The following is a 24768-nucleotide window of genomic DNA, read 5'->3' as shown; positions in this document are numbered from 1 at the left end:
TCACCCGCAACCGCGCCCTATGACACCGGTCCGGGGGTTTTGATTTCACCCACATCGCTTACTCCTTCAGCACTATCCGGGATGACAAATTCCCCGACCGTCCGCCCCTTGATCACCAACCGATAGCGACCGGGGGACAGGCCGTCGGCGATGAAGCGGCCGTTTCGATTGGTGAAGAAGGGCTTGCCGTGCGCCTCGTCTTCGCTTCCGGCGGCCACGATCATGCCCCCGATCAAGGCGACCGGCCCTTCGGGCGAGATCAGATAGCCGCGCGCGGTATGCGAGGCGTCGCTGCCGACCACGAAGCGATAGCCGTTGCCGAAGCCGGGGAAAGCGGAAATCACGCCGCTGCCCAGGTCATACCCCTCGGGCAAGGGGTCGACCTCCAACTCATAGCGCCGCACGCCGTAGCCGCGATCGACGCCCGCCAGCGCCGGCCCGAACCAGCCGCTGTTGGCGACCGGATAGCCGCTGGAATCGGTCAAACTGACTCGCGCGCCCTTCAGCGTCGGATGGCCAGTGGCGATGACGAAACCTTCGCGCGCAGAACGCCCGATGCCGAAGGCTCCGTTTGCGTAACCGACCATGGTCGAGGCCCGCCACAACGATTCCTGTCGCGTCGCCCCGCCCGGCTGGCTTGACACCAGCCGGTTTGAGATGAGCTCAGCGTCGAAACGGTTGTTGATATAGCGCAGGTCGCCCGCGATGGTCTGCTGCGTCCGATCCTCAGAGAAACGCAGGTCGCCGCTCAAGTCGTTCAACCGCCCGGTCGAGGAGCGCGAGATACCCACTTCGCGCAGGTCGTTCTGGGTGTCGTACCGCGCCACCCCGCTCCAACGTCCGCCGAAACGAGTGGTCAGGTTGATCCCGAAACGCGTATCGTCACGGCCATCCAGCGCAGTTGTGCGCTGCACGGTCATATTGACGCCGAAGCGACGGAATGACCGGCCCACGTTCATGTTGAAGTCGGTCCGATCCCGTTCGCCTCGCCCCTTCACGAAGGCCGCGCCGAACCCCAGGGTATAGGCGCGAAACCTCAGCAAGGCCTGCCCCGCCGCGCGCCACTGCTCCCGATTGAAGGCTGAACTTTCAAAGGCGTTCTGGAAGTATCGGCTAGTGGCCTGCACCGACGCCACGAGCCGCAGGTCGATCTCACGTCCGAAGGTGGTCTCGCGCAGATAGTCGACGGAGGCGATGTAGCCCTGCTCGCCCGTATCGCCGTTGTGACTGACGGCGGCGCTGGCCTGAATCAGGCCGACGCGGCTGCCCCATACGGCCAGACCGCCCACTTGCCCGCGCCCTTCCGCCAATTGGGCGTTGGCGCCCAGGGTCAGCACGTCGCTAATCCCTTTGCGGACAAAGCCCGAGGCGGCCAGGGACGAACCGTATTCCAGAGACCCGCCCTCTTCCAGCACCCCGGCCGACACGCCGAAGTCCAGAACGCCGGGATCCAGAAGCCCCGCGCCGCCGAACAGATCGAACACGGCGATCTCTCTTTGCCCCGTATTGTCCTCAACAAGCAGGCGCACGGTGTTGGCGCCCTGGCCAAACGGGAAGTCGCCCAGGGAATAGGGGCCGGCGTCCAGGCGCAGCCGCTCTATGATCACCCCGTTGACTTCGACCACCACGAGCGCCGGGCGATCCAGCACGAACTGACGCCGGCCGGCCGGCCGCACGTTCTGAAACGGCCGGATAGTCGAATAGGCCCGCGCCGCCGACAGGCCCAGAAACCGCCGCGATCCCTGAAAGCTCTCGACCGGCGGTGCGAATTCGCCCGCCGTAAGGCGCACGGCCGATTGAAACAAATCCTTGGTCAGCCTGATCTCGCGGCGACGCCAACGCTCATCCGTCGAACTGCCGTCATAGTCGCCTCCCGCCGTTAGCGTCACGCCGTCGAAACCGCCGAAATTGACGAACATGTCGATCCCGCCCGACAAGGGCGCGAACCGGTCCTCGGTGTGCGAATACTGCTGCGCCACCGTGATATTGGCGCCGGCCGAGAAATTGGCCGGTTGATCAAACGACGCCGGATCGACCAGTTCGTTGCGGTTGAAGCTGACGTCTCGCCGCGCCCTGGCCCCGGCCGACAGATCGGCGACGAACGTCAGCGCCAGAGGGTCAAAGCTCAACGAAAAGCCATCGCCTCTCAGATCAGCCATGTTCACGCGCCGCTGCGACGCGATAATCGTTTTCAACCGCTCGCGCTGGGCGGGCGCGAGGCTGGGGCCCAGAAGGTCCATCAGCGCCTCCGCATCGACCACCCCCTCGCCTTGCATGTCCACCTCCCCCGCCAGATCGCCCAGATAGCGACCATCGAGGGTCAACGGCCCCTGGATCGGGCTCAGCACCGGCGTGGGCCGGGGCGACGGAGCCTGCTCCTGGGGTCCGCCGGCCGCCGCATCGAGCGCGGGGGGAACACTCGACGCGGCGCCGGCGGCGAGCAGGACGTCAGGGGCGTCTCGCTCGACCGGGACTACGGCGGCGGCGCCGTAGGTGACTTCTGGATAGTTTGGCGCCGTGCGAATGACTTCATCCGCAGCGAACGGGGCTTCGGCGTTGCTGGCGGACGCGACGCTGCCGCCCAGGCAGGCCGCGGCGCCGAGGCGCCGCCAGATCCGATTGCGGCCAGGCATCTCACAGCAGGACGATCGAGGCGGTCACGTCGCCGCCGGCTTCCGCCGCCAATGCCGCCGGGATGCGGATGTTGCGCGTGGCGCCGCCCGCCATCACGCTGACCTCGCCGACATCGATGTCCGCCGCCGGAACTTCATGCGTCCGGCCATCCGCGGTCTTCAGCGTGAAACGCGCCTCGCGCAGATGGGCGAAGCCGTCGCCTGTATTACGCGCAGTCAAAAGAACGTCGCCGTTCGCCGCTCGCGAGACCGACGTCACCTCCACTGCGGCCCTGGCGCTGGTCGGGGCCACGAAGACGTAGGTGTTGATGGTGAAGGCCAGCTTTATGTCTGCGCCCGCTTCGGTGTCGCCTGTGACCGACTGCATGTCGATCGGCAACTGCGCCGCACGAACCAGGTACATCTTTCCTTCGGGGCCGCCGTCGCCCAGGTAGCGCACCTGCACCACCTGCTCGCGATTGGGCGGGATGACCGACTGCACCGGAAAGACTCCGATGTCGTCGTCTTCGGGGACCAGGCTGCGGTGGCCGTTTTCATCGACCTGCATGCGATAGACTTCGATCTCGACCGTGGCCGGCGCCGTGCTGGTGTTGCGTACGGTCAGTCGATAGCTGGATCCGCTTCCTGAAGGCGTGATCTTGGCCACCATCGGCGAGACGTCCATGGCGCGCGCATCGGACGGCGCCGTCATGGCCATCATCAGGCAGAGCACTGAAGTTGCGACGACTTGGAATCTCATAACTGCATCTCCCCTGCAGTAATGCGAAAAGAAAAACGGGGAGCCTGAAGGCTCCCCGTTCTGGCTCGATCAAGCCGGGTTCAGCGTGAAGGTGAAGACCTCCGTATAGGTGCCGGCCGGAGCCGACGCCGCGCCCGGACCAGACGGCGCAGCCGCGCAGCCCGACGAACCGGGGTTGGTGTTGTCGCCTTGCGAGCCGCCGACGCCGGGGCCGCCGGGGACGTTGTAGCAAAGGTTCAGGAACAGATCGGCGAAGATGCCGTCCGCCAGAGCCTGGCTATAGCCGCCCGAGTTGGTGATGACGGCCGGGCTGCCGGGCCAAGTGTCCTGAGCCGGGAAACCCAGGCTCGGCACTTGCTGGACCACCAGGTCCCAGTCGTAGTTGATCAGAACGCCCGCAGCCGACTTGAAGTCGCCGTTCTGGGCGCTGGAGGTCAGCTTGGCGCCGGTCGGGGCGTTACACGACATCCGCAGGGTGGTGACTTTCTGGCGCGCGCCATTGGCCACGGCGACATTGCCGCCGGCCACGTTGGCCAGCCCGATGCCGCAGAAATTGGTCACGCTGGTGCTGACCGTCACATTGGTCTGGGCGCTGGAAACGCCAGGCAGAGCCAACAGAGCCGCTGCGGCGGTGGCGGCCGCAGTAATCATCAAAGTACGCATCTTCGCCTCCGGGATTCTTGATTTTTCGACAACCCAGGTCGCCGTCTCCGCCGCCTGGACTTGCGGCTACTCGCCACAATCTCGCCATTTAAATCCCGCCCCCGGAGCGAACATCCCCAAGATTGATACTCATCTTGAGCTAGTCAATTTTGACTAGATCGCAGTGCTCGTCGTGGCGTCGATGCGATCAGGTCTCGACACAAACGCCCGAGGCGGCCATGCAGTCAGTGATGACGACGCCTGCCTCCTCACGCTCACTTGAAGCCGACCGCGTCGCCGCCGCCGCCATGACCCTGGTCACAAACGTCGGCCTACGCGGCCTGACGCTGCGAGACCTGGCCCAGGCCGTGGGCAAGAGCACGACCGTCATCGTCAACCTGTTCGGCGCCAAGGCGGGATTGATCGAGGCGATCGCCTTCAGGGCCTTCGAGCAGGACAAGGCCTATCACGAGTCATTCTTCGCCGGCGTCGACGCCCTGGCGCTCAGTCGCGACAGCCTGCTGGCCCTGACCGCCCGCTATCTGAGGGAACGCGCCGCGCCCTCGGCCGACTTCGCTCGGGTGTGGGAGGAGCTGCTGGTCAGCCCCGATCCGGCCGCCTTCCTGCCTCCCCTGCTGCGACGCTGGGATCTGATGCGGCGCAACGCCTGGACGGCCTTCCTGTCGCGTCGCCCCGGCCTGGAATCGTTCGGCGAGGCGATCTCCACCTATCTGATCATCGAGCAGTTTTACGTCGGCGCCCTGGGCGGTCGCTCCGACTATGAGGTGATCGCGGCCGAGGGGTTGGGCGGCCTGATCGACCGGGCCTTCAGCCGCCCCGACGATCCGGCCTCGGCGACCGAAAGCTATGTCGATCGGATGGTGATTCCCAAGGCGCCGGGGGACGGGCTGGAACCCGACTCCATCAAGCGCCGCCTGCTGGACGTCGCCGCGGACCAGATCCTGAGCAAGGGCGTCGGGGTCGTCACCAACCGATCGGTCAGCACGGAGATCGGCACTTCGACCTCCACCATCGCCTACCACTGGGCGGATATGCGGCGGTTCGTGATCGACGCGATCTGGCACGCCGTCTTCCGCGAGATGCCCCGCTACCTCGATTACCGCCATCCGCTGGGCGCCGGCCCCCCGGACGTGCAGCGATGGGGCGAGATGATGGCCCTTACCCTGGAGACGCCTCCGGGCGGCGAGCGCGGCTTCTACGTCAAATACGCCCGACTGATCGCCCAGGTCTGCCTGCAGGCCCGCCGCGATCCCTCCTTCCAGGAGCTGGCGATGATCCTGCGCGGGCCCGAAGGCGGCGGCAACTACATCAACCGCGACGAGCTATGGCCGCCTCAGTTCGACCTGACGCGCCGCGCGGCGACCCGTTTCGCCTTATGGATCAAGGGCGCGGCCATCATGGCGGCGGCGACGGGCGATGCGCCGGACGCGGCGCGTCTGCGGGCCGCCGCTGCGACCTTGGTCACGCAACACGACTAATTCGAACAAACGTTCCTATACGGAACTTTCTCTCTGTTGCAGACTCGACGGCAACACTTCAAATAAGCGTCACCAAAGCATAACGACCATCCCCTACAGCGGAGACGTTGTCGAACAGTTGTTTTTTCAATCCGGTCGCGCGGCATCATAGACGGTCGATCATCTCGGCCTTTGTCGCCGCGCCACGGCCTGAACACAGCAGTTGCTCGCGGCCCTCCCCAACTCTCCAGCCCGAGCGACTGGATCGCCCGCGCTGCCCGATGGATCGACACATGAACCGTCTTCTCTTCGGCGCTTCCAGCGCCGCACTGCTCCTGGCGGCGCCCGCGGCGGCCGAGGTCACGACCGAGCCGCAGGCCACCACCGTTCAGGACGTCATCGTCACCGCCCAGCGCCGCGAGGAATCCGCGCAGAAGGTCGGCCTGGCCCTGACGGTCGTGTCCGGCGAGGATCTGGACAAGCGCAACATCCAGACGGTCAATGACCTGGAAAACGCCGTTCCCAGCATGGAAGTCGACAGCCAACTGGGCGGCGGCCAGCCCCAGTTCCGCATCCGCGGCGTCGGCCTGACGGACTACGCCGCCAACAACACTTCGACGGTCGGCGTCTATATCGACGAAGTCGCCTATCCCTACGGCGTGATGACCCAGGGCCAGCTATTCGACATCGCCCGCATCGAAGTCCTGCGCGGGCCGCAGGGCACCTTGTACGGCCGCAACACCACCGGCGGCGCAGTCAGCATCATCACCGGCGCACCGACGGACTATGTCACGGCCGGCTTCAACGCCAGCTACGGCAGCTATGACGCCGCCAAGCTTGAGGGTTTTGTTTCGGGTCCAATCGCCGGAACCCTGAGCGCCCGCCTGGCCGTCGCAGCCGAGACCGGCGGCGGCTGGCAATACCACCGCGACACGGGCGAAACCCTGGGCGACAAGGACACCAAGGCCCTACGCCTGCGCCTGAACTGGCGCCCCAGCGACCTGACCGACCTCGACCTGAACGTCCACTACAGCCAGGACAAGTCGGACGGTCGGGGCCTGCGCCTGATCACCACTCCCTTCACGTCGGGCGGCGGCAAGGTCTATCCGATCGACACGGCCCACCGGATCACCGGCTGGGGCATCTCTTCCTATTTCGCCCAGCTGATCGGCGTCTCGCCCAACGCCAAGCCGTTCCGCGATAACGAAGGCAAGGGCGTCAGTCTGCGTCTGAACCACGACCTGGGCTGGGCCACCCTGACCGCCGTCGCCGCCTATGAAGCCTTCGACCGCAAGGAGTTCAACGACTGGGACGCCACGGCCTCGAACGAAGCCGGCACCTACTTCTTCAACGACATCGAGACGATCTCGCAGGAAGTGCGCCTGGCCTCGAACGGCGACGGTCGCCTGCAATGGCTGGCCGGTCTCTATCACGCGACCGAAGACATTGACGGCGGTTTCTATTCCGACTTCTCGGAAGCGAAGAACCTCGCCTTCTGGATGAGCACCACCTACGGCCAGAAGGTCCAGACGACGGGCGCCTTCGCCAATGTGGACTACCGCCTGACGGATCGCCTGACCCTGATCGGCGGCCTGCGCTACGAGGACGAGACTCGTGAACTGAACGACTTCAAGACCGAGGTTCTGGCTCCGGTCCCGCGCGTCAACGCCACCGCTTCCAAAGCCCAGAGCATGGGCGAATGGACCGGCAAGATCGGTGCCGAGTACGCCTTCAGCGACAGCGTGCTGGCCTACGCCAACGTCTCGCGCGGGGTGAAATCCGGCGGGTTCACCACCTACAACAGCGGACTGCCCGATCAGTTGGAACCGTTCAAATTCGAGGAACTGATCGCCTATGAAACGGGCGTCAAGGCCAGCCTGTTCGACAACCGGCTCCAGGCGAACGCGGCGATCTACTACTACGACTACCGCGACCAGCAACTTCAGGGCGTGCTTTACACCCAGACCGGGCGCGTCGGCCGCATGATCAACGTGCCGAAATCTCACATCCAGGGCGCCGAGCTGGAACTGCGCTGGCAGCCCCTCGACAACCTGACCATCACCCAGGCGGTCGGCTACAAATACGGGGAATATGACGAGTTCTTCTTCGTCAACGCCTCGGCTACCGAAGCCGCCAAGGATCCGGTGACGGGCGAGTACAACACCATCATTTACAGCGACCGCGCGGGCGAGCGCCTGCCCTTCCCGCGCTTCGACTACAAGGGTTCGATCGCCTATGAGCACCAGATCGGCGACTGGGGCGTCGAGGCTGAAACCAACTACGCCTATCGCAGCGAGAAGTTCAGCACCTCGTCCAACTCTATCATCGGCGACTACTGGCTGATGAACGCCAACCTGACGTTCCGTCCGATGAACGGCGGCTACGCCTTCGGCCTCTTCGTCAACAATCTGACGAACGCCTATTCGGAAGAGTCGCGCAACCGCTTCATCTCGGCGTCCACCGGCTCGCCCAACGCCCCGCGCACCTGGAGCGCCCGCGTAAGCTATCGCTACTGATCCCGCCTGCGAGGCTTCGGGCCAGACCCGGAGCCTCGCTCCCTTTTCATACGAAGAGAGTGAGATGCGCCCATGTCGATGATGCGTAAGCTGTTCCGCTCGACCGTCCTGGCCCTCGGCCTGCTGGCGGCCGCCCCCAGCCTGGCCCAGCAGGCGACCGACGCCCGTTTCACCATCGCCGTGATCCCCGACACTCAGAACTATGTCGATCACACGCGCCAGCGGGCGGCCGGCTTTCCGTTCGACGCGCGGGATATGATGACGGAGCAGTTCCGCTTCATCGCCGACAACGCCGCATCGCGCGGCGGCGACATCGTCTTCGCCACCGGCGTAGGCGACGTGTGGCAGCATCCCATCATCGACATCGACCCGGACCACGCCGCGCGCGGCTTCAGTCCCCGCGCCCTGCCCTCCGGCATGGGCCCGGCGAAATGGGCGTCGGGCGTGCGCGAGGTGGAGATTCCCGCCTCCATCGCCGCCTATCGCCTGCTGGACGGCGCCCTGCCTTTCTCGGCCGTGCCCGGCAACCACGACTATGACGCCCAGTGGTGGGAAGAGTCCTGGCCGCGCGACCTGACCGCGCCCGAGGGCGACCTGCGTCGCCTGGGCATGATCCATGTCGGGGGGCTGACCGAATGGGTCCGCGTCTTCGGCGCCGCCTCGCCCTTCTTCAAGGATCGCTCCTGGTACGTCGGATCGCACGACGGCGGCGCCGACAGCGCCCAGGTATTCGAGGCCGGCGGCTACCGTTTCCTGCACATCGGCCTGCAGTTCGCCCCCTCCGACGCCAGTCTGAAATGGGCCGAGACCGTCATCCACGCCCACCCCGGCCTGCCGACCCTGATCAGCACCCACGACTTCCTGGACAAGACGGGACAGCGCCGCGCCCATCCGGTCGTGGACATCAACGCCCTCGACCCCTTCGACAACAGCGCCCAGGGCGTGTGGGACAAGCTGATCAGCCGGAATCCGCAGATCTTCATGGTCCTGAGCGGGCATCACAACGGCCAGGCCTTCCGCACCGATCCGAACCGCCAGGGCGGCGCCGTCTATCAACTGCTGTCCGACTATCAGGACCGCAACCGCGCCGCCGTCGACGCCGGGCTGGATGCGGGCAAGGCGCCGGGCCTGGGCGACGGCTGGCTGCGGCTGATGGCCTTCGACATGACGGACGAGGTTCCGACCGTGCGCGTCCGCACCTATTCGACCCACTTCAAGCGCTACGCCTCGGACGAGCCGAACTACGCCCGCTGGTACAAGCCGAACGAACAGCCCCAGATGACCGACGAGGCGTTCCTGGCCCAGGACGAGTTCACCATCCGCCTGGACGACTTCCGCGCCCGTTTCGGTCCCAGCCGCAGCGCCGTCCAGCAGTAAGCGCCATGAACCATCCACTGCCTCGCCTGGATCGCCGCGCCCTTCTGGGCGGCCTGGTCGCCGCGCCCGCCGTCCTGCATTTCGGTCGGGCCCAGGCAGGCGGCGCCTATGTATTCCCCCTGGGCGTCGCCAGCGGCGATCCCGCCCCGGACGGCTTCGTCATCTGGACCCGACTGGCCGTCGATCCGGTCGCGCCCGACGGTATGGGCGGCATGAGCGAGGCGGTTCCGGTACGCTGGGACATCGCCGCCGACGAAAGCTTCCGCACCCTGGTCGCCTCGGGCCGTACGATCGCCGAACCTGGTGATGGCGGGACTTCGGTTCGGGGACGGCGGCCCTGACACGCGCTACTGGACCGACACTTGGGACGGCTTCCCCGCCGCCCGCGACCGCCTGACCCAGGCCCTGGCGGCGCTGAAGCCCGCCAACCCGAGCCGGCCGCCTTGTCGGCGCCGCCATGGTCGCCCGCCTGAAAGCCGATCCGGCCTTCCAGCGCGACTTCGCTTCCGCACGTCGTGAACTTCAGAGCCTCAGAGAAGAAACCATAGCTCGCTAACCCAACAAGGCCGTCCAAACTGCACCGTGAGTACGAACATCCGATAGATGCGCTGGACCAGGTCGATCTCTTCGACCGGGCGGTGGCGAGGAGCGCCCGGTCATTCAGCAAGCTCTTGCACTCGCCGCGCGAGGCGTCCGTATTCGAGGCGTATTGACAACAACTCCAAGCCGATAGTCTAGCCGTTCGTTCCTGTATAAAGGCCCAGTTCAGAACACCCTACCGCGGCGTTTCTGACTTTCCTGAACCGTGAATCTGACATCAACTGGCGCCCATGATTGCCGCGTAACGGCGGCGTTCGAAAGGCGGAGTTCCACCTTCCTTTAAATCCGCGAGGCGCGGCGCCAGACCATTCAGCGCGACTTGATCGCCTTTCGCTTGAGCGATCTCGGCCAGCGCCAAGTCCAACATCACGCCCCAGGACGGGTCGCCGACCAGTTCCCCCACCCGCGCGCGATCGACCTGGGTCAGAAGCTGCTCCGCTTCGCCGTACCGCCGATCCAGCACCAAACACTCCCCGAGATAGAACCGAATGACGTGGGTCAGGGGATAGTCATCGCCGAACCCTTCGCGAGAGGCGCGATAGGCCTGATCGAGATAGTGCAGACCTCGGCGTCGGTCGTCAGTCCGGCACAGAACGGCTCCGAGGTCGTTGAGCCCGACGAGCGTCTGATGCGCATTCGGCCCCTGGCTGATCTCCGCTCCCTTCCAGACCGCTTCAGCAGCACTGGCCGCCTGTGCATAGCGGCCCATCGCAGCCAGGGCTTCGTAGCGGGTCGACTGAAGGCCAAGCGTGTAGCGACTGTTCCGGCCGAACCGATCAGCCATCAACGGCAGCAGGGCGTCGGCCTCGGCCAGGGCCTGGCTCAGCTCGCCCGTCATCAGCTTAGCTTGAGCCACATGTTGACGGGCGATCAGGGTGTTGGCGTGCTCGGCTCCAAGCGCTTGGGTCCATTCGGCCGCCACCCGAAGCGTCAGGGGAAGGGCTTCGGCTGGACGACCCAGGCGCATCAGCACGACGGCCTGCTGCTGACGAACCAGCAGCACGTCGCGCTCGGATAGCCCCGCCGGCCGGGTTTCGGCGATGGCCAGGGCCCGCGCGAAGGCGGCGTTGGAGGCGTCGAGATCTTCGAAGAAGCCGATCACCGCCTCGGCCTGCGCGAGGTGGAAGCCGAGCATGCCCTTGTCGGCGGCCGAGCCCAGACGACGACGCTCCGCGGCGGCGAGAGTCTTGGCCGCGGCCAACCCTCCGGGTTGGGCCGACAACGCCTCGGCCCGGGCATGCAGCAACCGGGCGCGGGCCGCCGCGGGCGACTCCTGCAGTCCCGCCCTCTCATAGGCGGCGGCGGCCAGGCGGAACGATCGACGCGCCTCGTCATACTGTCCACGCTGGACGAAGGCGGTGGCCAGCGACAGGTGCAGGCCAGCAGCCACTTCCGGCTGGCGGGCGAAGCGGGCGTCGACGGTGGAGCGCGCACGCAGCGCCGCGGCCGCCAACGTCTCCTCCGCGGCCGAACCGGACAGCGGATTGGCCTGTCCCAGCAGGTCGTCCACCAGGAAGGCGTAGCTGGCCTCGGCCGCCGCCGTCTGGGCCCGGGCCTCGTTCCTCTGGTTGACAGCGACCAGCGCCGCCGTCGAGGTCGCGGCAAGGCCCACGGCGCCGAGCCCGACGGCCAGCCGGATCCATGGACGCCGAGTGGCGCGCGCATCCTCGCGGCGGCGTTCCGCCTCGCGCCTCTCCGCTTCCGCCTCGGCCTCGGCGCGCGCCTTGCGCCGTAGTTCGAGCGTATCGAGCCGCTCGGCCAGCAGCGAGGCGGACTCCAGCCGTCGGCTCGGATCGCCGGCGGCGGCCAGGGCGATGTCCTCGCGCAGGAGAAGATCGCCCACCTCCCCTTCCCAGCCGGCGGCGAGCGGCCGATCCAGGTCGCCGACGATCATCTGATAGAGGATCAGCCCCAGGGCGTAGATGTCCGCGGCCATGCCCGGCGCGGCGCCCTGCGCCACCTCGGGGGCGCGATAGGCGGCGGTGTCGGAGCGGGTCGAGGCTTCGTTCTCCCCCGGGGGAAAGCCGCCGCCCGAGATGCCGTGCAGGTCCAACGCCGCCTGATCGAGCAGCCAGCCGCTGCCGAAATCGGCGAGACGGACGACGGGATTCCCGTCCGGCGGCGTCTCGATCAGCACGTTGGCGGGCTTGAGATCCTTGTGCAGAACCCCGGCGCCGTGCGCGGCGGCCACGGCGCGCGCCAGGTCGGCGACGACCGCGATCCGGCGATCCAGCGCCATGGCGGTCAGCCCGCCCGCCAGGCCGCCTGCCCAGGCGCGCATGTCCCGTCCGGCGTCCGCCGCTTCGATGAAGTAGGGCGGCGCGTCGAAATTCCACTCCAGGATATCGACGCAGGGCCGCCGATCACCCAGCACGTTGCGCATCAGTCGGAACAGCGCGACCTCGCGGCGCAGGCTGCGCAGACGATCCGGCGCATCGGCGAACTTGAAGATACGCGTCTCGTCCACCTTCTGGTGACGCGCCCGCCAGACGTCGCCCGCGCCGCTGTCGCCCAACGCCTCCTCAAGCACCCACTGCGGACGGCCCGGGACAGTATCCCCCGGTGCGAAGGCGAAGCGCGGCGCCAGCGGCGTCGACAACTGCTCAATCTCGACCGGAACGCCTATACGGTAGCCGATCCGGGGCAGGGTCTGAACGATGTCGCCTCCCTGCTCGCCTAGAGCCCCGCGGAGTTTGGACACGGCCGTGGTCAGGGAGGCCTCCACCACATGGACGCCAGGCCAGACCGTATCGAAGAGCTCCGCCTTCGTCACAGCCTCGCCGGCGCTGAGCAGCAGTTCGTGCAAGACCTGAAGCGGCTTGCCTTCCAGCTCCACGAGCCGGCCGGCGACGGACAGGCTCCAGGCGGCCTCATCGAACACCGCGTCCGCAAAGCGCCACCTGCGCCGTCTCCGGCGCGGTCCGGAACCGCCTTCTGTCATGAGCCCACCTCGAATGCCCGTTGCGATCCGGCAGCCTACGGGAGCCCGGTCCAGCATGGCAACGCTCGGCGAGCGTCGGCTGACGACTTCAGAACTTCTTTAGCTCGGCTTTAGGACCGGGCGGGGCGATCCGGCCAGGCTGACCTCCTGAAAGCGCGAGAGGCGCGCTCTGTCACGGAGGCCGAGAGGCATGGAGAACCCGCTTTTCCCGAACCGGATCGAACGATCCGCCGCGCTCGGCGCGTTCAAGCGCGCCGGATCCACAGACCTGGACGTGCTGGCGTCCGTCAAGGCTGCGTTGATCCAGACGTCAAGAACAGCGGTCCGGGGCGGATGGGGGCTGATCATCTCGGGCGTCCTCGTCTGCCTCACCATTCTCGGCATACCGGCGGGCATCGCCATGGCCCTGATCGGCTGGTGGGTGATCGGCCGAGCCCAGAAGAACATCCGCCTGGTCGACGACGTCCTGGCGGAGTTCACGGCGGCCCCCCAACCGGCCTGACGCAACAATTCCGAACAGGAGGAAGAACCATGAAGGGCAAGATTTTGGGCGTCGCAGCCGGGGAGTTGACCGGCGCCATCACGGGCGACGACGGCAAGCGCTATCGCTATGTCATCGCCGACTGGCGCGGCGAACGGCCCGCCTCCGTTGGAGCCGTCGTCGATTTCGAGGTCGAGGGCGGCGCGGCGCGCGACGTCTATCCGGCCGTGGGCGCCTTTGCCGGCGTCGGCGCAGGCGCGGCTTCGGTCGAGGCCCTGGCCCGGTCGTCCGGGGGCGAGAAGGTCATCGGCCTGTTCAAGGGAACCTTGGCCTTGCCTCTGGCGATCCTGGTGTTGGTCGCCTTCTTCCTGCCCGCCCTGTCTTCGCCGGCGCTGACGGTTTCCCAAGTAGGGCTGGACAAGGTCACGACCGCCGCGGGATTGAACCTGGAGCAGGCCGAGCACGGCCGGCGCCGCCTGGCCGACCTGGAGCGCGACCTCGCCCGCTTCAAGACCGAAGCCGCGCGCGGCGGTTCCGGCGCCCCGGACAGCGTCTACGGCTATGGCAACGTCGGCGACCGCATCGCATCGCTGGAGGAGCAACGCGCCGAAGTCCGCAAGGGCCTGGGCGCGGTCGACTTCCTGAAGACCGTGGACACCGCTCTGATCCTGCGCTTCGCGGCCGTGCTCGCAGCCCTGTGGCTGATCTGGCAGGCCTGGGCGGGCGCGGCGCTGCGCCCCTGGGAACTGGCGGCGGGCGCCGCCGCCATCCTCGCGGGCGGCCTGACCTTCCTGTTGCGGTCCGCGATCCTGGGCCTGTTCTCGGCCATGAACCCGCTCGGCGAAGCCGCTGCCGCCCGGGCGGAAGCGCTCATCTCGGTCGAGATCGGGCCGTGGCTTCTGCTCGCCGCGGGCGCGGGCCTGATCGCCTCCGGCCTGGGCCTGGTCCGCAATCCCCTTGGACGAACCTGACTCTGAAAGGAACCGCCATGCGCATCCGTCTCCTTGACGGCGCCCTAGTCCGCGAGGCGTCCTCGATATCGTCCAAGGCAGGAGAAAAAAGCATGCACGCCAAGGCCGCTCCGCAAACGCCGGAGCTCGATCCCGCCCGCCGAGAGGGCGACACCGTGGGCGTGCTCGCCGGCGATGCGCTCCGGTTCGCCGCGAGTTTTCTCGACTCGATCGAGAGCGACGCCGCAGAAGCGCGCAGGACGTTGGCAGAGGAAGCCAAGGTGTGCCGCAAGATGGCCGAGGCGGTCGCTCAAGCGCCCCTGCGCAACTCGTCCCGGGTTCTAACCCCGACTGATCTTGGCGGGCGCTTCTTCACCCTCACCGAGCGCATGTGGCCCAACGCCGAGGTCGCCGGCTATCTCCTTGGGCATGTGGCGGAGCTGATGCAGGCGCTCCCTGCGGCCGACGGCGCGCTGAAGAACCGCCTGCTTCGGGACGCTCAGCAGCTCCGGCGCGTGCAGCGACTGCTGAAGATCGCTCCCAACGCCCAGCTGGGCCCACGCCTGAGCGAACTTATGCCTCTGCTTCAGAAGCTCGAACTCCCGGTGCAGGGCGAAAAGCCCTTTCCTCCGATGCTCATCGACGGCGTGACCGCGGATCCGGTTTTCCATGTCGCCGCCCAGGACGCCTATCGCATGGTGGTCGGTCGCGAACTGGATGATCTGCCCCCCATGGCGGGCGCGGTGTGGTCCGGCAAGCTGGCCCTCGCCTGGCCGCAGACGCGCAACGAAGGCTGGCCCCTGACCCCGGTGGACGCAGCGCGGCTGGCGAACGCCGTGCGCTGCCCGCGTGAGCCGTGGAGCCGATCGCCCGGCATGCCTGGGGACTGGACTGACCTGAAACCCGAGGCGGCGGCCGAGGTACTGCGCCTGATCGGCGCGCACCACCGCGTCGGCTCGGCGCGCGCGCCCTTCCCGCTGGCCGGCTTCTGCGATCGGGTCCGAACCCTGGCGCTGCGCTGCCACGGCGGCGTGATGCTGATCGAGACCCAAGGCCGGGTCAGCGGCGGCGCGACCGGAATCGCCTCGTTCGTACTGACCGAGAACAAGGTTCTGGCCGTCGACGGAACCTCGGCCTGGATCCACGAGCTGAACGACGCCGTCGGCCCGCACCTTCAGGACGAGGGCGCGCGGTTGGACTACATACGGCTCTTCATGAACTGCGTTCGCCATGAGGGGGAGCGATTCCAGCCGACGGAATCCTTCGAGGACTTGGCGGACCGGGCTGCGGACGCCGCCCTTTTGCGCGACCTCTGCACGGGCCACGCCCGCGCCATAGAGCCAGCCGGTTTCGACGCCGAGGGCCGCTGGCTGTTCCTGCTGGTGGTCTGTCACCGGCAAGGGTTCTTCGCGACCGGCTTGGCCCTGGCCCCGGACGGCTTCGTTGAGATGATCGACGACACCTTGCTGGCTGACGGCGTCCCTGTGCTGAGCGAACGCATGGACGGCCTTTTCGTCATTCTGGAACCGAAGGAAGCGACCTCATGAGCTTGATCCCGATCGATAGCGAGCTCACCCTGCCCGACAGCATCGACGAGCCGGGCCTGATTGTCGGCTGGTCCCTTGAGCGTTGGCACCGACGCCAGCCGATCGGCTTCAAGTTCGGAGCCGCCGCGGCCGCCGCCCCGGCGGCGGCTGTGGTCGCGCCTATCCTGATGGAACGCGAGGGGCACCTGATGACCATCGCCCCAACCGGCGCCGGCAAGGGCACCGGCTGCATCGTCCCGGCCCTGCTGCGCTTCGACGGACCGGTCATCGTCGTCGATCCCAAGGGCGAGAACGCCCTGATGACCGTACGCCGTCGGCGCGAACTCGGGCAGGAGGTGGCGGTCATCGACCCCATGGGCGTGACCGGCCTGCCCTCCGCCTCATTGAACCCGCTCGACATCCTGGACCCGGAGAGCTCGACGCTCGTCGATGACGCCATGGCCATGGTCTCGGTTCTGGCCAATCCTGATGTCGAGACAGACGCCAGCGACGGCGGTTATTGGCGCGAACGCGGGGCGACGTTCGTCCTCGGCGTGGTGCTGCACGTGATGAGCGACCTCCCGCCCGCCAGCCGCTGCCTGGAGACCGTGCGCACCCTGGTCAACCAGGCGGTCGGCGAGATCGGACTCTACAGCGCCGCGACCGAACGCCGGGACGCCGTCAGCAGTCTGGGCGGCACCGTGCTGGCGGCGCTGGAGGCCTCGCGCAACGCCGAGGCGCGCGACATCGGCCGGATGCTCCGGATCGGCGCGGTCTCGACCCTCGGCGGGATCCTCTCCTTCTCCCAGAATCTCGTCGACATCGCGCGTTCGGGAATGATCGCCCCCTCGCTGAGAACAACCAGCTTCGATCTGGGCGCGGTGCAGCGCGGCGATCCGCTGTCGATCTATCTGGTGCTGCCGCCGCACATGCTCGAAAGCCACGGCCGGTTGTTGCGGCTGTGGGTGCACACCTTGATGACGCTGATCTCAGGCCGCAGCGGCCGGCCGCCGAAATCGACGCTGTTCATCCTTGACGAGGCCGCCCAGCTCGGGGCGTTCGACGACCTGCGGCGGGCCATCACCCTCATGCGCGGCTACGGCCTGCAGACTTGGAGTTTCTGGCAGGATTCAAGCCAGTTGCAGAATCTCTACCCGCGGGATTGGCAGACCATGGTCAACAACTGCCGCGCTGTGCAGTGCTTCGGAGCCAACACCATGCTGGCGGCCGAGTCGATGGCGCGCCTGGTCGGCTTCGGCTCGCCCGAGCAGTTGCTGGACCTCGAGGACGATGAGATTCTGCTGCAGTTGTCCGGAGATATGCCGGTGATCGCCCGGTTGCCGAACTACCGGGCCGACCCGGTGTTCGCCGGCCTGTATGATGTCAATCCTTTCCACGATCCGTCTCGTCCGGTGCAGAGGTCCAAGCCGGTTCTGCGCGTGTTCGAGCGTTCACTGCCGGTCGTCGAACCCAACACGCCGGCGGAAGTCCTAGCGCGCCTCAGGGCCAGATCAACCTCCAGCTGATCGCCCGCTTCCGGGTCGTCGCTCTCAGGCTTGGCCGCCCCAATCCAGCAGCGCCCGATCGACGGCCGCCGAAGACTTGTCGATGTAGGGCGCCTGGGCTTCCAGCGGGCCGACGCATAGCCGACGCAGCTCGCCCAGCAGCATCTGCGCCCTCGTCAGCTTGTCCCGATTGCGGTCTTGCGCCCCCAGTTGGGTCGCCAGATCCGCAAAGGCATGCGCCGTCTTGAACCACAGGCCCAGGTTCCGATCCCGGTCGAGATGCGCGACGGCGAATTCCAAGGCTGGGAACGCCTTGCGCGCATGTCGATCCGCCTCCGGACCGGCCCCTTCCAGCACGGCCTGGTCCAAGTGCGACAAGCCCAGCGCCCGCATGGCGAGTAACCGTCCCTCCTCGTTTCCCAGCCCGGCGAAGCCGTCGACCGCCGCCTGGGCGTCGCGGATCGCTCGGTCCAGCACCTCACGCCGCCGATCCTGCGGTTTGAGAGGCGCGAGGTCTCGCCGGACGTTCGACGCGGTGAGGGCTGCCGACGCCCGCGCCATCGGGTCCGCCGTCTCAGCCAGGCTGTCGGCGAGTTGGGCCGCCTCCTCCAGCCGGATTCGCGCGAGGTCGGGGCGAGCGCCCTCCGCGAAATTTAGAAGGGCGATCGCCATGTTGGCCCGCGCCTCGTTCGAAAGAGGATCGTTGCTCAGGTCGGGGTCGTTCACCAACTGTCGATAGGTCTCGATCGCCCGTTCCGTGAGAGCGTCTCGCTTCGGCCCGAAAGGCTTGGTCGAGGCCTCCAGCACAAAGCGGTTCGCCTGGATTTCCCGCACGACCGCCCTGACCCGCGGCGCCTTGCCCATCTCGGGACCAAGCGCCTCGCACCACCTCTCGATCTGCCCAATCGCATCCTGCCGCGAAGAAGCCACCGCACGGGCGCGAGCGCTCCAGGCCTGGGCGAGACGCAGGGCGGCGTCGGATCGCACGGCCGCAACCTGCGCTTGGGCATAAAGCGCCTCGAGATCCCGGATCGTCCGATCCAGGCGTTCGAGGGCGTCGTCCGAAGGTTCGCGGCCGAATTGCAAGATGGTCGCAGCGGCCTGATCCAGTTGCGCCAGGGGCGTGCCTGGCGTCGCCGCGGATACGGCAGGGGGCGTCATGCCGCGCAACTGCATCCAGGTTCCGATCCGCGCGACCAGTCTGCGGGTTTCGGCGACGACTTCGGCCTCCCCGTCCGCCCCCATGCGGTCGATGAACCCCTGGATGTCCGCGATCAGCAGCGGCGGATGCTCCGGCGGGATCGCTTCGACCTGATGGAGCGCCTCGACCTGAACCGCCCAGTAGCCGAGCTCCGCCCGATCCGCGAGCCGCGGCGCCTCGAGAATGGACAGGCTCTGGGCCGCCAGCTTGAAGCCGTCGCGCGCCTCGATCAGGCGTCGCCGCCCCTGTTCGCCCCCCGCGAGCATGCCCAGCAGGTAGGCGGCGTGCGCCCGTGCGGCCACCGACTTCGCCCACTGCAGAGGCGCCTCGCGCTGCAATTCCGGGGTGATCAAGACGTCATAGGTCAGGAGCGCGGCGTTCAGCCCCGAAACCCCGACGACGGAGCCGTCCTCGTAGAGGTTCAGGAGCATATCCGCAGCGGCGCGGCGCTTGAAGACCTCGTGACGCGCGCCCCCGTCCAACGGAAGCGCGACGGCTTCAAGCTGAGCCAGTGCTGTGATGTTGCCGCGACGCGCCAGGTCCGCGAGCGCTTCCAGCGCGGCGTAGGCCCGATCCTCGGTGTCTGCGGCGCGCAGAGCCTCCTCGTGTCGCCGCAGATCCTCGCCGGTCGCAATCCGGCGCGCGACGGCGAGCGCCTGGAGCAAGCCGCCGATGACCAGAAGGTCCAGCGCCATGCGCAAAACGAAGGCGACCCACCCGCCGTTCGGAAGCACGGCCTGGACGCCGGACGGATTGTCGTAGCCCAGCACCTCGACATTGCCGACGATCGGCAGGGCCTCCAGAGCTTCGGAAGCGACGTAGGTCACATACTCCAGGACGCCGATCCCCGAGCCGGCGTTGAAGAAGTGCAAACCCGTCAGTCTCCAGACCAGAAGGCTGCCCAGCATGAAGACCGCCGACAGGGCGACGAGGAGTTCGTTGTTGTAGTCCTCGCTCCCGGGCGCCCGCCGCCGATCCGGATCCAGGCCGGCGGCTCGATCCTCCTCGTCCCAGGCCCAGCGCCGGAACACGGCGAGCACGGCGATCAATCCCAGAACCAACACCGGCGCGCCGATCAGCGGCGGCAGCAGCGCCCCGAACACGCCGGTCCCCAGCAGCACGACCAGCAGACGTCCCCAGCGGCGCGCTCGCCCTTCCTCATCCAGCCCGACCCACCGCGCGACGGCAAGCGCCAGCGCGCGATCCAGCCACTGAAAACCCGGCCTGAACCAGACCAGTCCGCGCTCGAACGCCGGATGCAGTCCCCGGATCAGAACGGCGGTCACGATCAGGAATAGCAGAGCGCCCGTCAAAGCGACGCCGAACTGAAGCAGGGAGACGCGGAACTCGGACATCGGATTCTCCGCAGTGAACAGCCAAGGTAGAACCAATCGACAGGGGTCGTCACGCGTTCCGCGTGATGACGAGCACCTCGGCCATGTCCCGGACCAGCGCGCTCGCGGTCTGTTGAGTGAGGCCGTCGACCAGGACGATCGGACGGCTGTCCGAGCGCAGGCGCAAGCACGCCTGATAGCTGACGGCGATCTGGGCGTTCTTGAGGTCCACGACAGCGGCCCCCGTCCGGCCTCCCGTCGCGGCGTCCGGATGGGTCACGACGAACTCCGCGATGTCGGCGGCTGCATAGGCGCAGCCATCGACCACGACGCCGGATGCGTTGACCAGAATGTCCTTGGGTTTGCGGCCTTCGTTCTCCCGCCTCCATCGCGCCCTGAGTTTTCGACTTTGCACGATCCAGGCGATCCCCAGCCCGATGAAGGCGATCCCGACCACGAACAGCAGCAACAGGACGCCGACGCATATCGCTCCTACGCCCAGCATCATGATCTGCCCGGCGGCCTTGTCTCCCGGATAGGGAGCCGGCGCCACGCTGAACAGGATGTCGCCGTCCCGATCTCGGCGATTGTAGTGTGATCCCACGATTTTTCCCCGTGTCCCTGTCTCTAGGTTTGCGGCCAGGCCGCAGTCCGCCATCCGCCCCAAGGGGCTAGAGCGGTTATCGTCCCGAAAGGTCGCCCCAGTCTTCGCGCTCGCTGCGGGGTATTTGTCCGGTCGGGCAATGGGTGTGGCGGTCGCCGTGTTCGTCTGTGAACGTCGTGCGGCTGGAGACCGTAATGACCATGTCCGCCCCCCGGAAGCGGTAGCGACCGCCGCCTAGCGCCTCGACGTCCTGGACGCGCCAGCCGCCATCGAACGACGCCACCCGCGCCTGGTCCAAATACATCAGCACGCCGGTTGGATCGGCGGCCGCTTCGGCGCAAGTGACGCCAATGGCGTAGTAGCCCTTCTCGATCGGCGGGAAGACCGCGGCGCCCTCCGCTGGCGCGTGCGCGCCTCCGGCCGCGCGTCCCTCCGGCGTCAAGGCGCACACCCGGCCCTCGTCGGAGGCGCCGCCATCAATGTAGGAGCTACCGTTCCAGCGCTGGAAATCCACGCACCCGGTCTCCTCGCCGCTGGCGATCTCGATATCCGGCCAGGCGATGCCGGGGCGGGGATGGAACCCGTAGTTGGCGAACCGCGCCTGAAACGCGATCAGCGACGCCCATCCTCCGCTCGTACGATGAAGGACCGTGACGAAATGCTGGTTCATGCCCCAGCACTGGTCGCCGTCAGCCTTCACAACGGCCTCCAACTGGCCGTCGTCGTTCAGATCCCGGACTTCCTCGATCTCGGCCCATACGTCCTCGCAGAGAGTCTCGGCATCGTCGGGATCCCGCCAGGTCCAGCGGCTGTCGGCTTGCGGGTTGAAGAACCCCGCCGCGCGCATGACGGAGGCCCGCTCCTGCGCCGACAAGCCCGGCCCCGGTCTGATCTGCGAATCCGCTTCGAGCCTCGGAGCCGCTTGCCAGCTCACCGCCTTCCCTTCGGGCGATGAGGTCGTCTCATCGCTGTCGTTCGCGACCGATGGCGAGTTGCAAGCGGCGAGCGAAAGCAGGGTCGCCAGCAGAGCGCGGGCGCCCCGAGACATCCTTGAAACGGGTCGATCGAAGCCGCCGATGGCGCTCTTCGCCGGTCTCGAGGCGCTTAAGGAATCGAATGGGTCAGTTGGTTTTGTCATGCCGGCGCCTTCCGCTTCAAAGCGAAGACAGGCATAGGCGCGCGCTCCGCGAAGTCTTGACGCTGTCCTCAAGATTTTCTGAAGCGTTGAGCTTTGCGTCTTCAGGCGCGTGCTCCGCCGGGGCCCAGTCGAGCACCTCACCCAAGCAATACGAGATGTTCAGCAAAAGGACGTCGTTCACGTGGCGCGTTGACGTACCCGTCTGGTGGGGAGCAGGAGGCCAACGCTGTTCGGAGCGCATCGGAAATCTACGCAAATTCCGCCATTGTTGACGCCCTCCCCTTCCCGCTACCCCTCGCTGGAAACGGGGGAAGCAAGATGAAAACTCAGATCCAGGCTCGCGTGGGCCGCCTGGCCGTCGGCGTATCCGCAGGCGCATTGATGCTGGCCGCACCCGCCCTGGCCCAGAACGCGCCGACGCCCGGCGACTTCGACCAGGCCTTGGCCCAGCCCGTGTCCTTCCCGTCGGACGCTTCCGCGATGACCGCTCAATGCGACGCCGGCTTGGCTCGGATCGCCGTCCAACGCGCCGAGCTGGAAGGTGAAACCGGCCCTGCCGCCGTGGAAGGCACGTTCCGTCGCTATGACAACCTGATCCTGACCGCCTTTTCGCTGTCCAACGACGCCATGCTGATCGGCAACGCCCATGTGGACGGCGCCGTGCGCCAGGCAGGGCTGATCTGCGCCCAACGCGTCGGCGACGCGACGTCGTCGATCAACCTGTCGCGCCCCATCTATGACCGGCTGAGCGCCGTCGACGCTGCGAGCGATCCCCAGGCCGCCTTCTATCTTCAACGGACGCTGCGCGCCTATCGCGACGCCGGCGTCGATCGCGACGAAGCGATGCCTGTCGCAATCCCGCGCTGAACCTGCTGGAACTGGCGGTTCCGCGCCAGCGGCAAACGATAGTCCGCCTCGCCGAACAGGCAGGCGAGCGGCGCGTAGTGAGCCGTCAGCCAGTTCTGATCATGGTCCAGCATCCGGTCCGTCGGCCGGAGCAGACGCACGCGCCCGTCGACCGGCGACGGCCGGCTCTCAAGGTATCCGATCTGGACCAGGCGGCCGAGAATGTGATCGATCCGCCGCGGGCTGGTCAGGCCGAACATCGCCGAGGCCGCCTTGAGATTGCCGACTGTGGGCCAGGTCGCGCGGTCCTCCTCGCGATGTCCTGCTTCCAGGCAGATGGCGACGGCGAAGACCACTATCCGCGCCGCCATCAGGAGCTTGTTGTGGAACGGGTCGTCTCCATATAGCGCCAGGACCTCTCGGATGTAGGTCCGCCTCGCCTGCGGGAAATCCGGGTGAGCCCGGATGGATTCAGCCGTCCGATAGGAGACGTCGAAGCCAGGATCATAGGTCTTTCCTGTCCAGCCCTGACCCACTGCGCCCTCCCCAGAACACTTCGCCCCAACGCTCGATGGCGAAACTCAGTTTGTCGAGCAAAAATTGCCACTTGGGATCCACTGATGAGAGCCCGTAGAGGCCGGTCGAAGCGATCGACACAGCCGGCTGTTCAAGCATAGTAGCCAGGCTTGCTCGGCGATGGCCGACGTCACCCGATTGAAGGCGGCTCGCGACATCGGGGCGTCGGCATCGTAGCGCGACGGCAAAATGTAGCGCGAGTTCCCGGCGCAGGTCTTCAGCGCCATCAGGATATCCGGCATCAAAGTCGAGAGGCATGGGCCCAGAGTCGGCTGGGCAACGGCCGGCGATACCGTCAAAGGCGACGGCATCACAAAAAAGAGGCCCTCCGAAAAACCTCGAAGAGCCTCGTATAAATTCACTTTTTATCAGTAACTTATCGGAAATTGAGAAAGCAATTCCGAAAGCTTCCGAAAGGCCTGAATCATTCCCACTCGATTACACGAACGCTGGTAATGATTTGATCCATATGGGCTTTATGCCAATGGGCGTCAACAGCGCCGTGTCGCAGTCCGAATAGATCGAGGAATGTTGAAAACAATGAAGAAATAGTCTGATGTAAAAAGCGCGTGATCACGACATCTTTCGAGATGTATTGACAATGCCGAAAGCTTGGTTTGCGAGAGAAGCGAGCCGATATACCTCGCTGACACGGGATACCACAACCGAACGATCTGACGAACAGGCTGGATCTACAACCCGCTCCGGAGGCGGTCGCAGCGGCTGGCGTGACCCGTCGGCTCAAGGAAGCCTGACGGCCTTCAAACCCGTGCGACGATCGAGTCGTTGCGCGAGTCCGGGTCACCCAGTATGGGTCGAAGGTCAGGAAACCTGTATTGACGCGACTGCTCCGCTAATTCTGCGCCGGCCTCGCCGTGACCATCGTGATCGCGCTGCAGTTCCAAGACGCGGCCCCTACCGGTTCACTCGTCACCCAAAATATGTGATCGCGTCCCTCGAAATCCTCGTCCTGCCGCTCGCGTTCGGCCAAATCTGGATCGCCCTCGCATGGACCATCGCTAACGCCATGCTTCTGGCGTGGCGTATTCGGGTGGAGGATGGGGCGCTTGCCGACCGCAGATAGGCCCTCAGGAGCATGACCGGACAGCGTGATCCCAGCCTAGCTGTGCGTCCGGGGAGGCACGCTGTTCACGTTTCACGGCGCACGCGATCACCGGGGAACGGCGGCCGTTCCGGCGGGTTGACCGAGTCCGCCATCGGAGAATCCCATGCATATCCAGTCCATGATCAGCGCCCATCCTCACGTCAAAGGCTCGACCAACGACGCGCTGATCCGCGCCGTCGAGGCGGCCTACGCGTGCGCCGCGACCTGCCGCATCTGCGCCGACGCCTGTCTCGGCGAAGCCATGGTCGCCGATCTCGTACAATGCATTCGGCTCAACCTCGACTGCGCCGACGTCTGCGCGGCCGCCGGCGCGGTCGGCGCGCGCCGCACGGGGAGCAACGAGGCGGTCATCAAGGGCCAGCTCGAGGTTTGCGCCGACATCTGCGCGGCCTGCGCCGCGGAGTGCGACAAGCACGCGGACATGCATGAACATTGCCGCATCTGCGCCGAGGCCTGCCGCCGCTGCGAAGAGGCGTGCCGGGAGGCGGCTGGCACGATCACTCCGTCGAGCCGTTGATGGAGCACCGCCTTCACCGTGCGTGCGCTGACAACGCC

19 protein-coding genes and 1 pseudogene are annotated in these 24768 nt (G+C 66.7%); 11 read left to right on the top strand and 9 right to left on the bottom strand.

Annotated features, from left to right (window positions below; translation table 11 throughout):
- Nucleotides 1-17: 17 nt before the first annotated feature.
- From EGK63_RS08815 to EGK63_RS08805, 3 genes are all read right to left on the bottom strand, one after another.
- Nucleotides 18-2633, bottom strand: coding sequence for a fimbria/pilus outer membrane usher protein (locus EGK63_RS08815; protein WP_125900857.1), 2616 nt, complete (start codon nt 2631-2633; stop codon nt 18-20).
- A 1-nt stretch (nt 2634) separates the two neighbouring features.
- The gene (locus EGK63_RS08810) at nt 2635-3372 is read right to left on the bottom strand and encodes a molecular chaperone (RefSeq protein ID WP_125900855.1); all 738 of its coding nucleotides are present in this window, start codon (nt 3370-3372) and stop codon (nt 2635-2637) included.
- A 69-nt stretch (nt 3373-3441) separates the two neighbouring features.
- A complete protein-coding gene (locus EGK63_RS08805) occupies nt 3442-4035 on the bottom strand; it encodes a hypothetical protein (protein ID WP_125900853.1) in 594 nt (197 codons plus the stop codon).
- 230 nt (nt 4036-4265) lie between these two features.
- Between EGK63_RS08805 and EGK63_RS08800 the strand changes: the two genes are divergently transcribed.
- The 4 genes from EGK63_RS08800 to EGK63_RS08785 all read left to right on the top strand — a co-directional run bounded on the left by EGK63_RS08800 (nt 4266) and on the right by EGK63_RS08785 (nt 9726).
- Nucleotides 4266-5513, top strand: coding sequence for a TetR/AcrR family transcriptional regulator (locus EGK63_RS08800; protein ID WP_234287820.1), 1248 nt, complete (start codon nt 4266-4268; stop codon nt 5511-5513).
- A 272-nt stretch (nt 5514-5785) separates the two neighbouring features.
- Complete coding sequence (locus EGK63_RS08795; RefSeq protein ID WP_207896359.1) at nt 5786-8008, top strand: TonB-dependent receptor; 2223 nt, start codon at nt 5786-5788, stop codon at nt 8006-8008.
- 72 nt (nt 8009-8080) lie between these two features.
- On the top strand, nt 8081-9385 hold the full coding sequence (locus EGK63_RS08790) for a serine/threonine protein phosphatase (RefSeq protein WP_125900847.1): 1305 nt from the start codon (nt 8081-8083) through the stop codon (nt 9383-9385).
- Nucleotides 9386-9390: 5 nt separating this feature from the next.
- Nucleotides 9391-9726, top strand: a complete 336-nt coding sequence (locus EGK63_RS08785; RefSeq protein WP_165906568.1) for a PhoD-like phosphatase N-terminal domain-containing protein — start codon at nt 9391-9393, stop codon at nt 9724-9726.
- A gap of 476 nt (nt 9727-10202) precedes the next feature.
- Here EGK63_RS08785 and EGK63_RS08775 read toward each other — a convergent pair whose 3' ends face one another.
- The gene (locus tag EGK63_RS08775; protein WP_165906567.1) at nt 10203-12866 is read right to left on the bottom strand and encodes a tetratricopeptide repeat protein; all 2664 of its coding nucleotides are present in this window, start codon (nt 12864-12866) and stop codon (nt 10203-10205) included.
- Nucleotides 12867-13116: 250 nt separating this feature from the next.
- On the opposite strand from EGK63_RS08775, the gene EGK63_RS08770 reads away from it, so the two are divergent.
- The 4 genes from EGK63_RS08770 to EGK63_RS08755 all read left to right on the top strand — a co-directional run bounded on the left by EGK63_RS08770 (nt 13117) and on the right by EGK63_RS08755 (nt 17409).
- Nucleotides 13117-13428 (top strand): hypothetical protein, encoded by a 312-nt coding sequence (locus EGK63_RS08770; RefSeq protein WP_125900843.1) that lies wholly within the window; start codon nt 13117-13119, stop codon nt 13426-13428.
- A gap of 29 nt (nt 13429-13457) precedes the next feature.
- Complete coding sequence (locus EGK63_RS08765) at nt 13458-14378, top strand: hypothetical protein (RefSeq protein ID WP_125900842.1); 921 nt, start codon at nt 13458-13460, stop codon at nt 14376-14378.
- Between the two features lie 92 nt (nt 14379-14470).
- The gene (locus tag EGK63_RS08760; protein WP_125900840.1) at nt 14471-15904 is read left to right on the top strand and encodes a hypothetical protein; all 1434 of its coding nucleotides are present in this window, start codon (nt 14471-14473) and stop codon (nt 15902-15904) included.
- Nucleotides 15901-17409 carry a type IV secretory system conjugative DNA transfer family protein gene (locus EGK63_RS08755; protein WP_125900838.1) on the top strand — a complete coding sequence of 503 codons (1509 nt, stop codon included), beginning with the start codon at nt 15901-15903 and terminating at the stop codon, nt 17407-17409. Before EGK63_RS08760 ends, EGK63_RS08755 begins: the two co-directional genes overlap by 4 nt.
- Nucleotides 17410-17433: 24 nt before the next feature.
- Here the strand turns inward: EGK63_RS08755 and EGK63_RS08750 are convergent, their stop codons facing one another.
- From EGK63_RS08750 to EGK63_RS08740, 3 genes are all read right to left on the bottom strand, one after another.
- Nucleotides 17434-19944, bottom strand: a complete 2511-nt coding sequence (locus EGK63_RS08750) for a hypothetical protein (protein WP_125900836.1) — start codon at nt 19942-19944, stop codon at nt 17434-17436.
- Nucleotides 19945-19993: 49 nt separating this feature from the next.
- The gene (locus tag EGK63_RS08745; RefSeq protein ID WP_125900835.1) at nt 19994-20527 is read right to left on the bottom strand and encodes a hypothetical protein; all 534 of its coding nucleotides are present in this window, start codon (nt 20525-20527) and stop codon (nt 19994-19996) included.
- A gap of 76 nt (nt 20528-20603) precedes the next feature.
- Nucleotides 20604-21575, bottom strand: a complete 972-nt coding sequence (locus EGK63_RS08740) for a hypothetical protein (RefSeq protein ID WP_125900834.1) — start codon at nt 21573-21575, stop codon at nt 20604-20606.
- 408 nt (nt 21576-21983) lie between these two features.
- Between EGK63_RS08740 and EGK63_RS08735 the strand changes: the two genes are divergently transcribed.
- Complete coding sequence (locus tag EGK63_RS08735; RefSeq protein ID WP_125900833.1) at nt 21984-22532, top strand: hypothetical protein; 549 nt, start codon at nt 21984-21986, stop codon at nt 22530-22532.
- Here EGK63_RS08735 and EGK63_RS08730 read toward each other — a convergent pair.
- Nucleotides 22475-22882, bottom strand: coding sequence for a hypothetical protein (locus EGK63_RS08730; protein WP_165906566.1), 408 nt, complete (start codon nt 22880-22882; stop codon nt 22475-22477). The two genes, EGK63_RS08735 and EGK63_RS08730, sit on opposite strands and share 58 nt — an antisense overlap.
- Nucleotides 22883-23194: 312 nt before the next feature.
- Nucleotides 23195-23341 (bottom strand): annotated as a pseudogene (locus EGK63_RS16740) (integrase); the annotation flags it as partial.
- A gap of 347 nt (nt 23342-23688) precedes the next feature.
- Here EGK63_RS16740 and EGK63_RS16995 point away from each other — a divergent pair.
- Together EGK63_RS16995 and EGK63_RS08715 are read left to right on the top strand one after the other, a co-directional pair.
- A complete protein-coding gene (locus tag EGK63_RS16995; protein WP_125900831.1) occupies nt 23689-24171 on the top strand; it encodes an isoprenylcysteine carboxylmethyltransferase family protein in 483 nt (160 codons plus the stop codon).
- Nucleotides 24172-24316: 145 nt separating this feature from the next.
- Nucleotides 24317-24730 (top strand): hypothetical protein, encoded by a 414-nt coding sequence (locus EGK63_RS08715; protein WP_054765342.1) that lies wholly within the window; start codon nt 24317-24319, stop codon nt 24728-24730.
- The last annotated feature ends 38 nt before the right edge of the window (nt 24731-24768 follow it).

It is taken from the genome of Brevundimonas sp. 357, from assembly GCF_003938605.1.
Classification (GTDB): Bacteria; Pseudomonadota; Alphaproteobacteria; order Caulobacterales; family Caulobacteraceae; genus Brevundimonas.
This window is presented reverse-complemented; position numbering and strand designations above follow the sequence as displayed.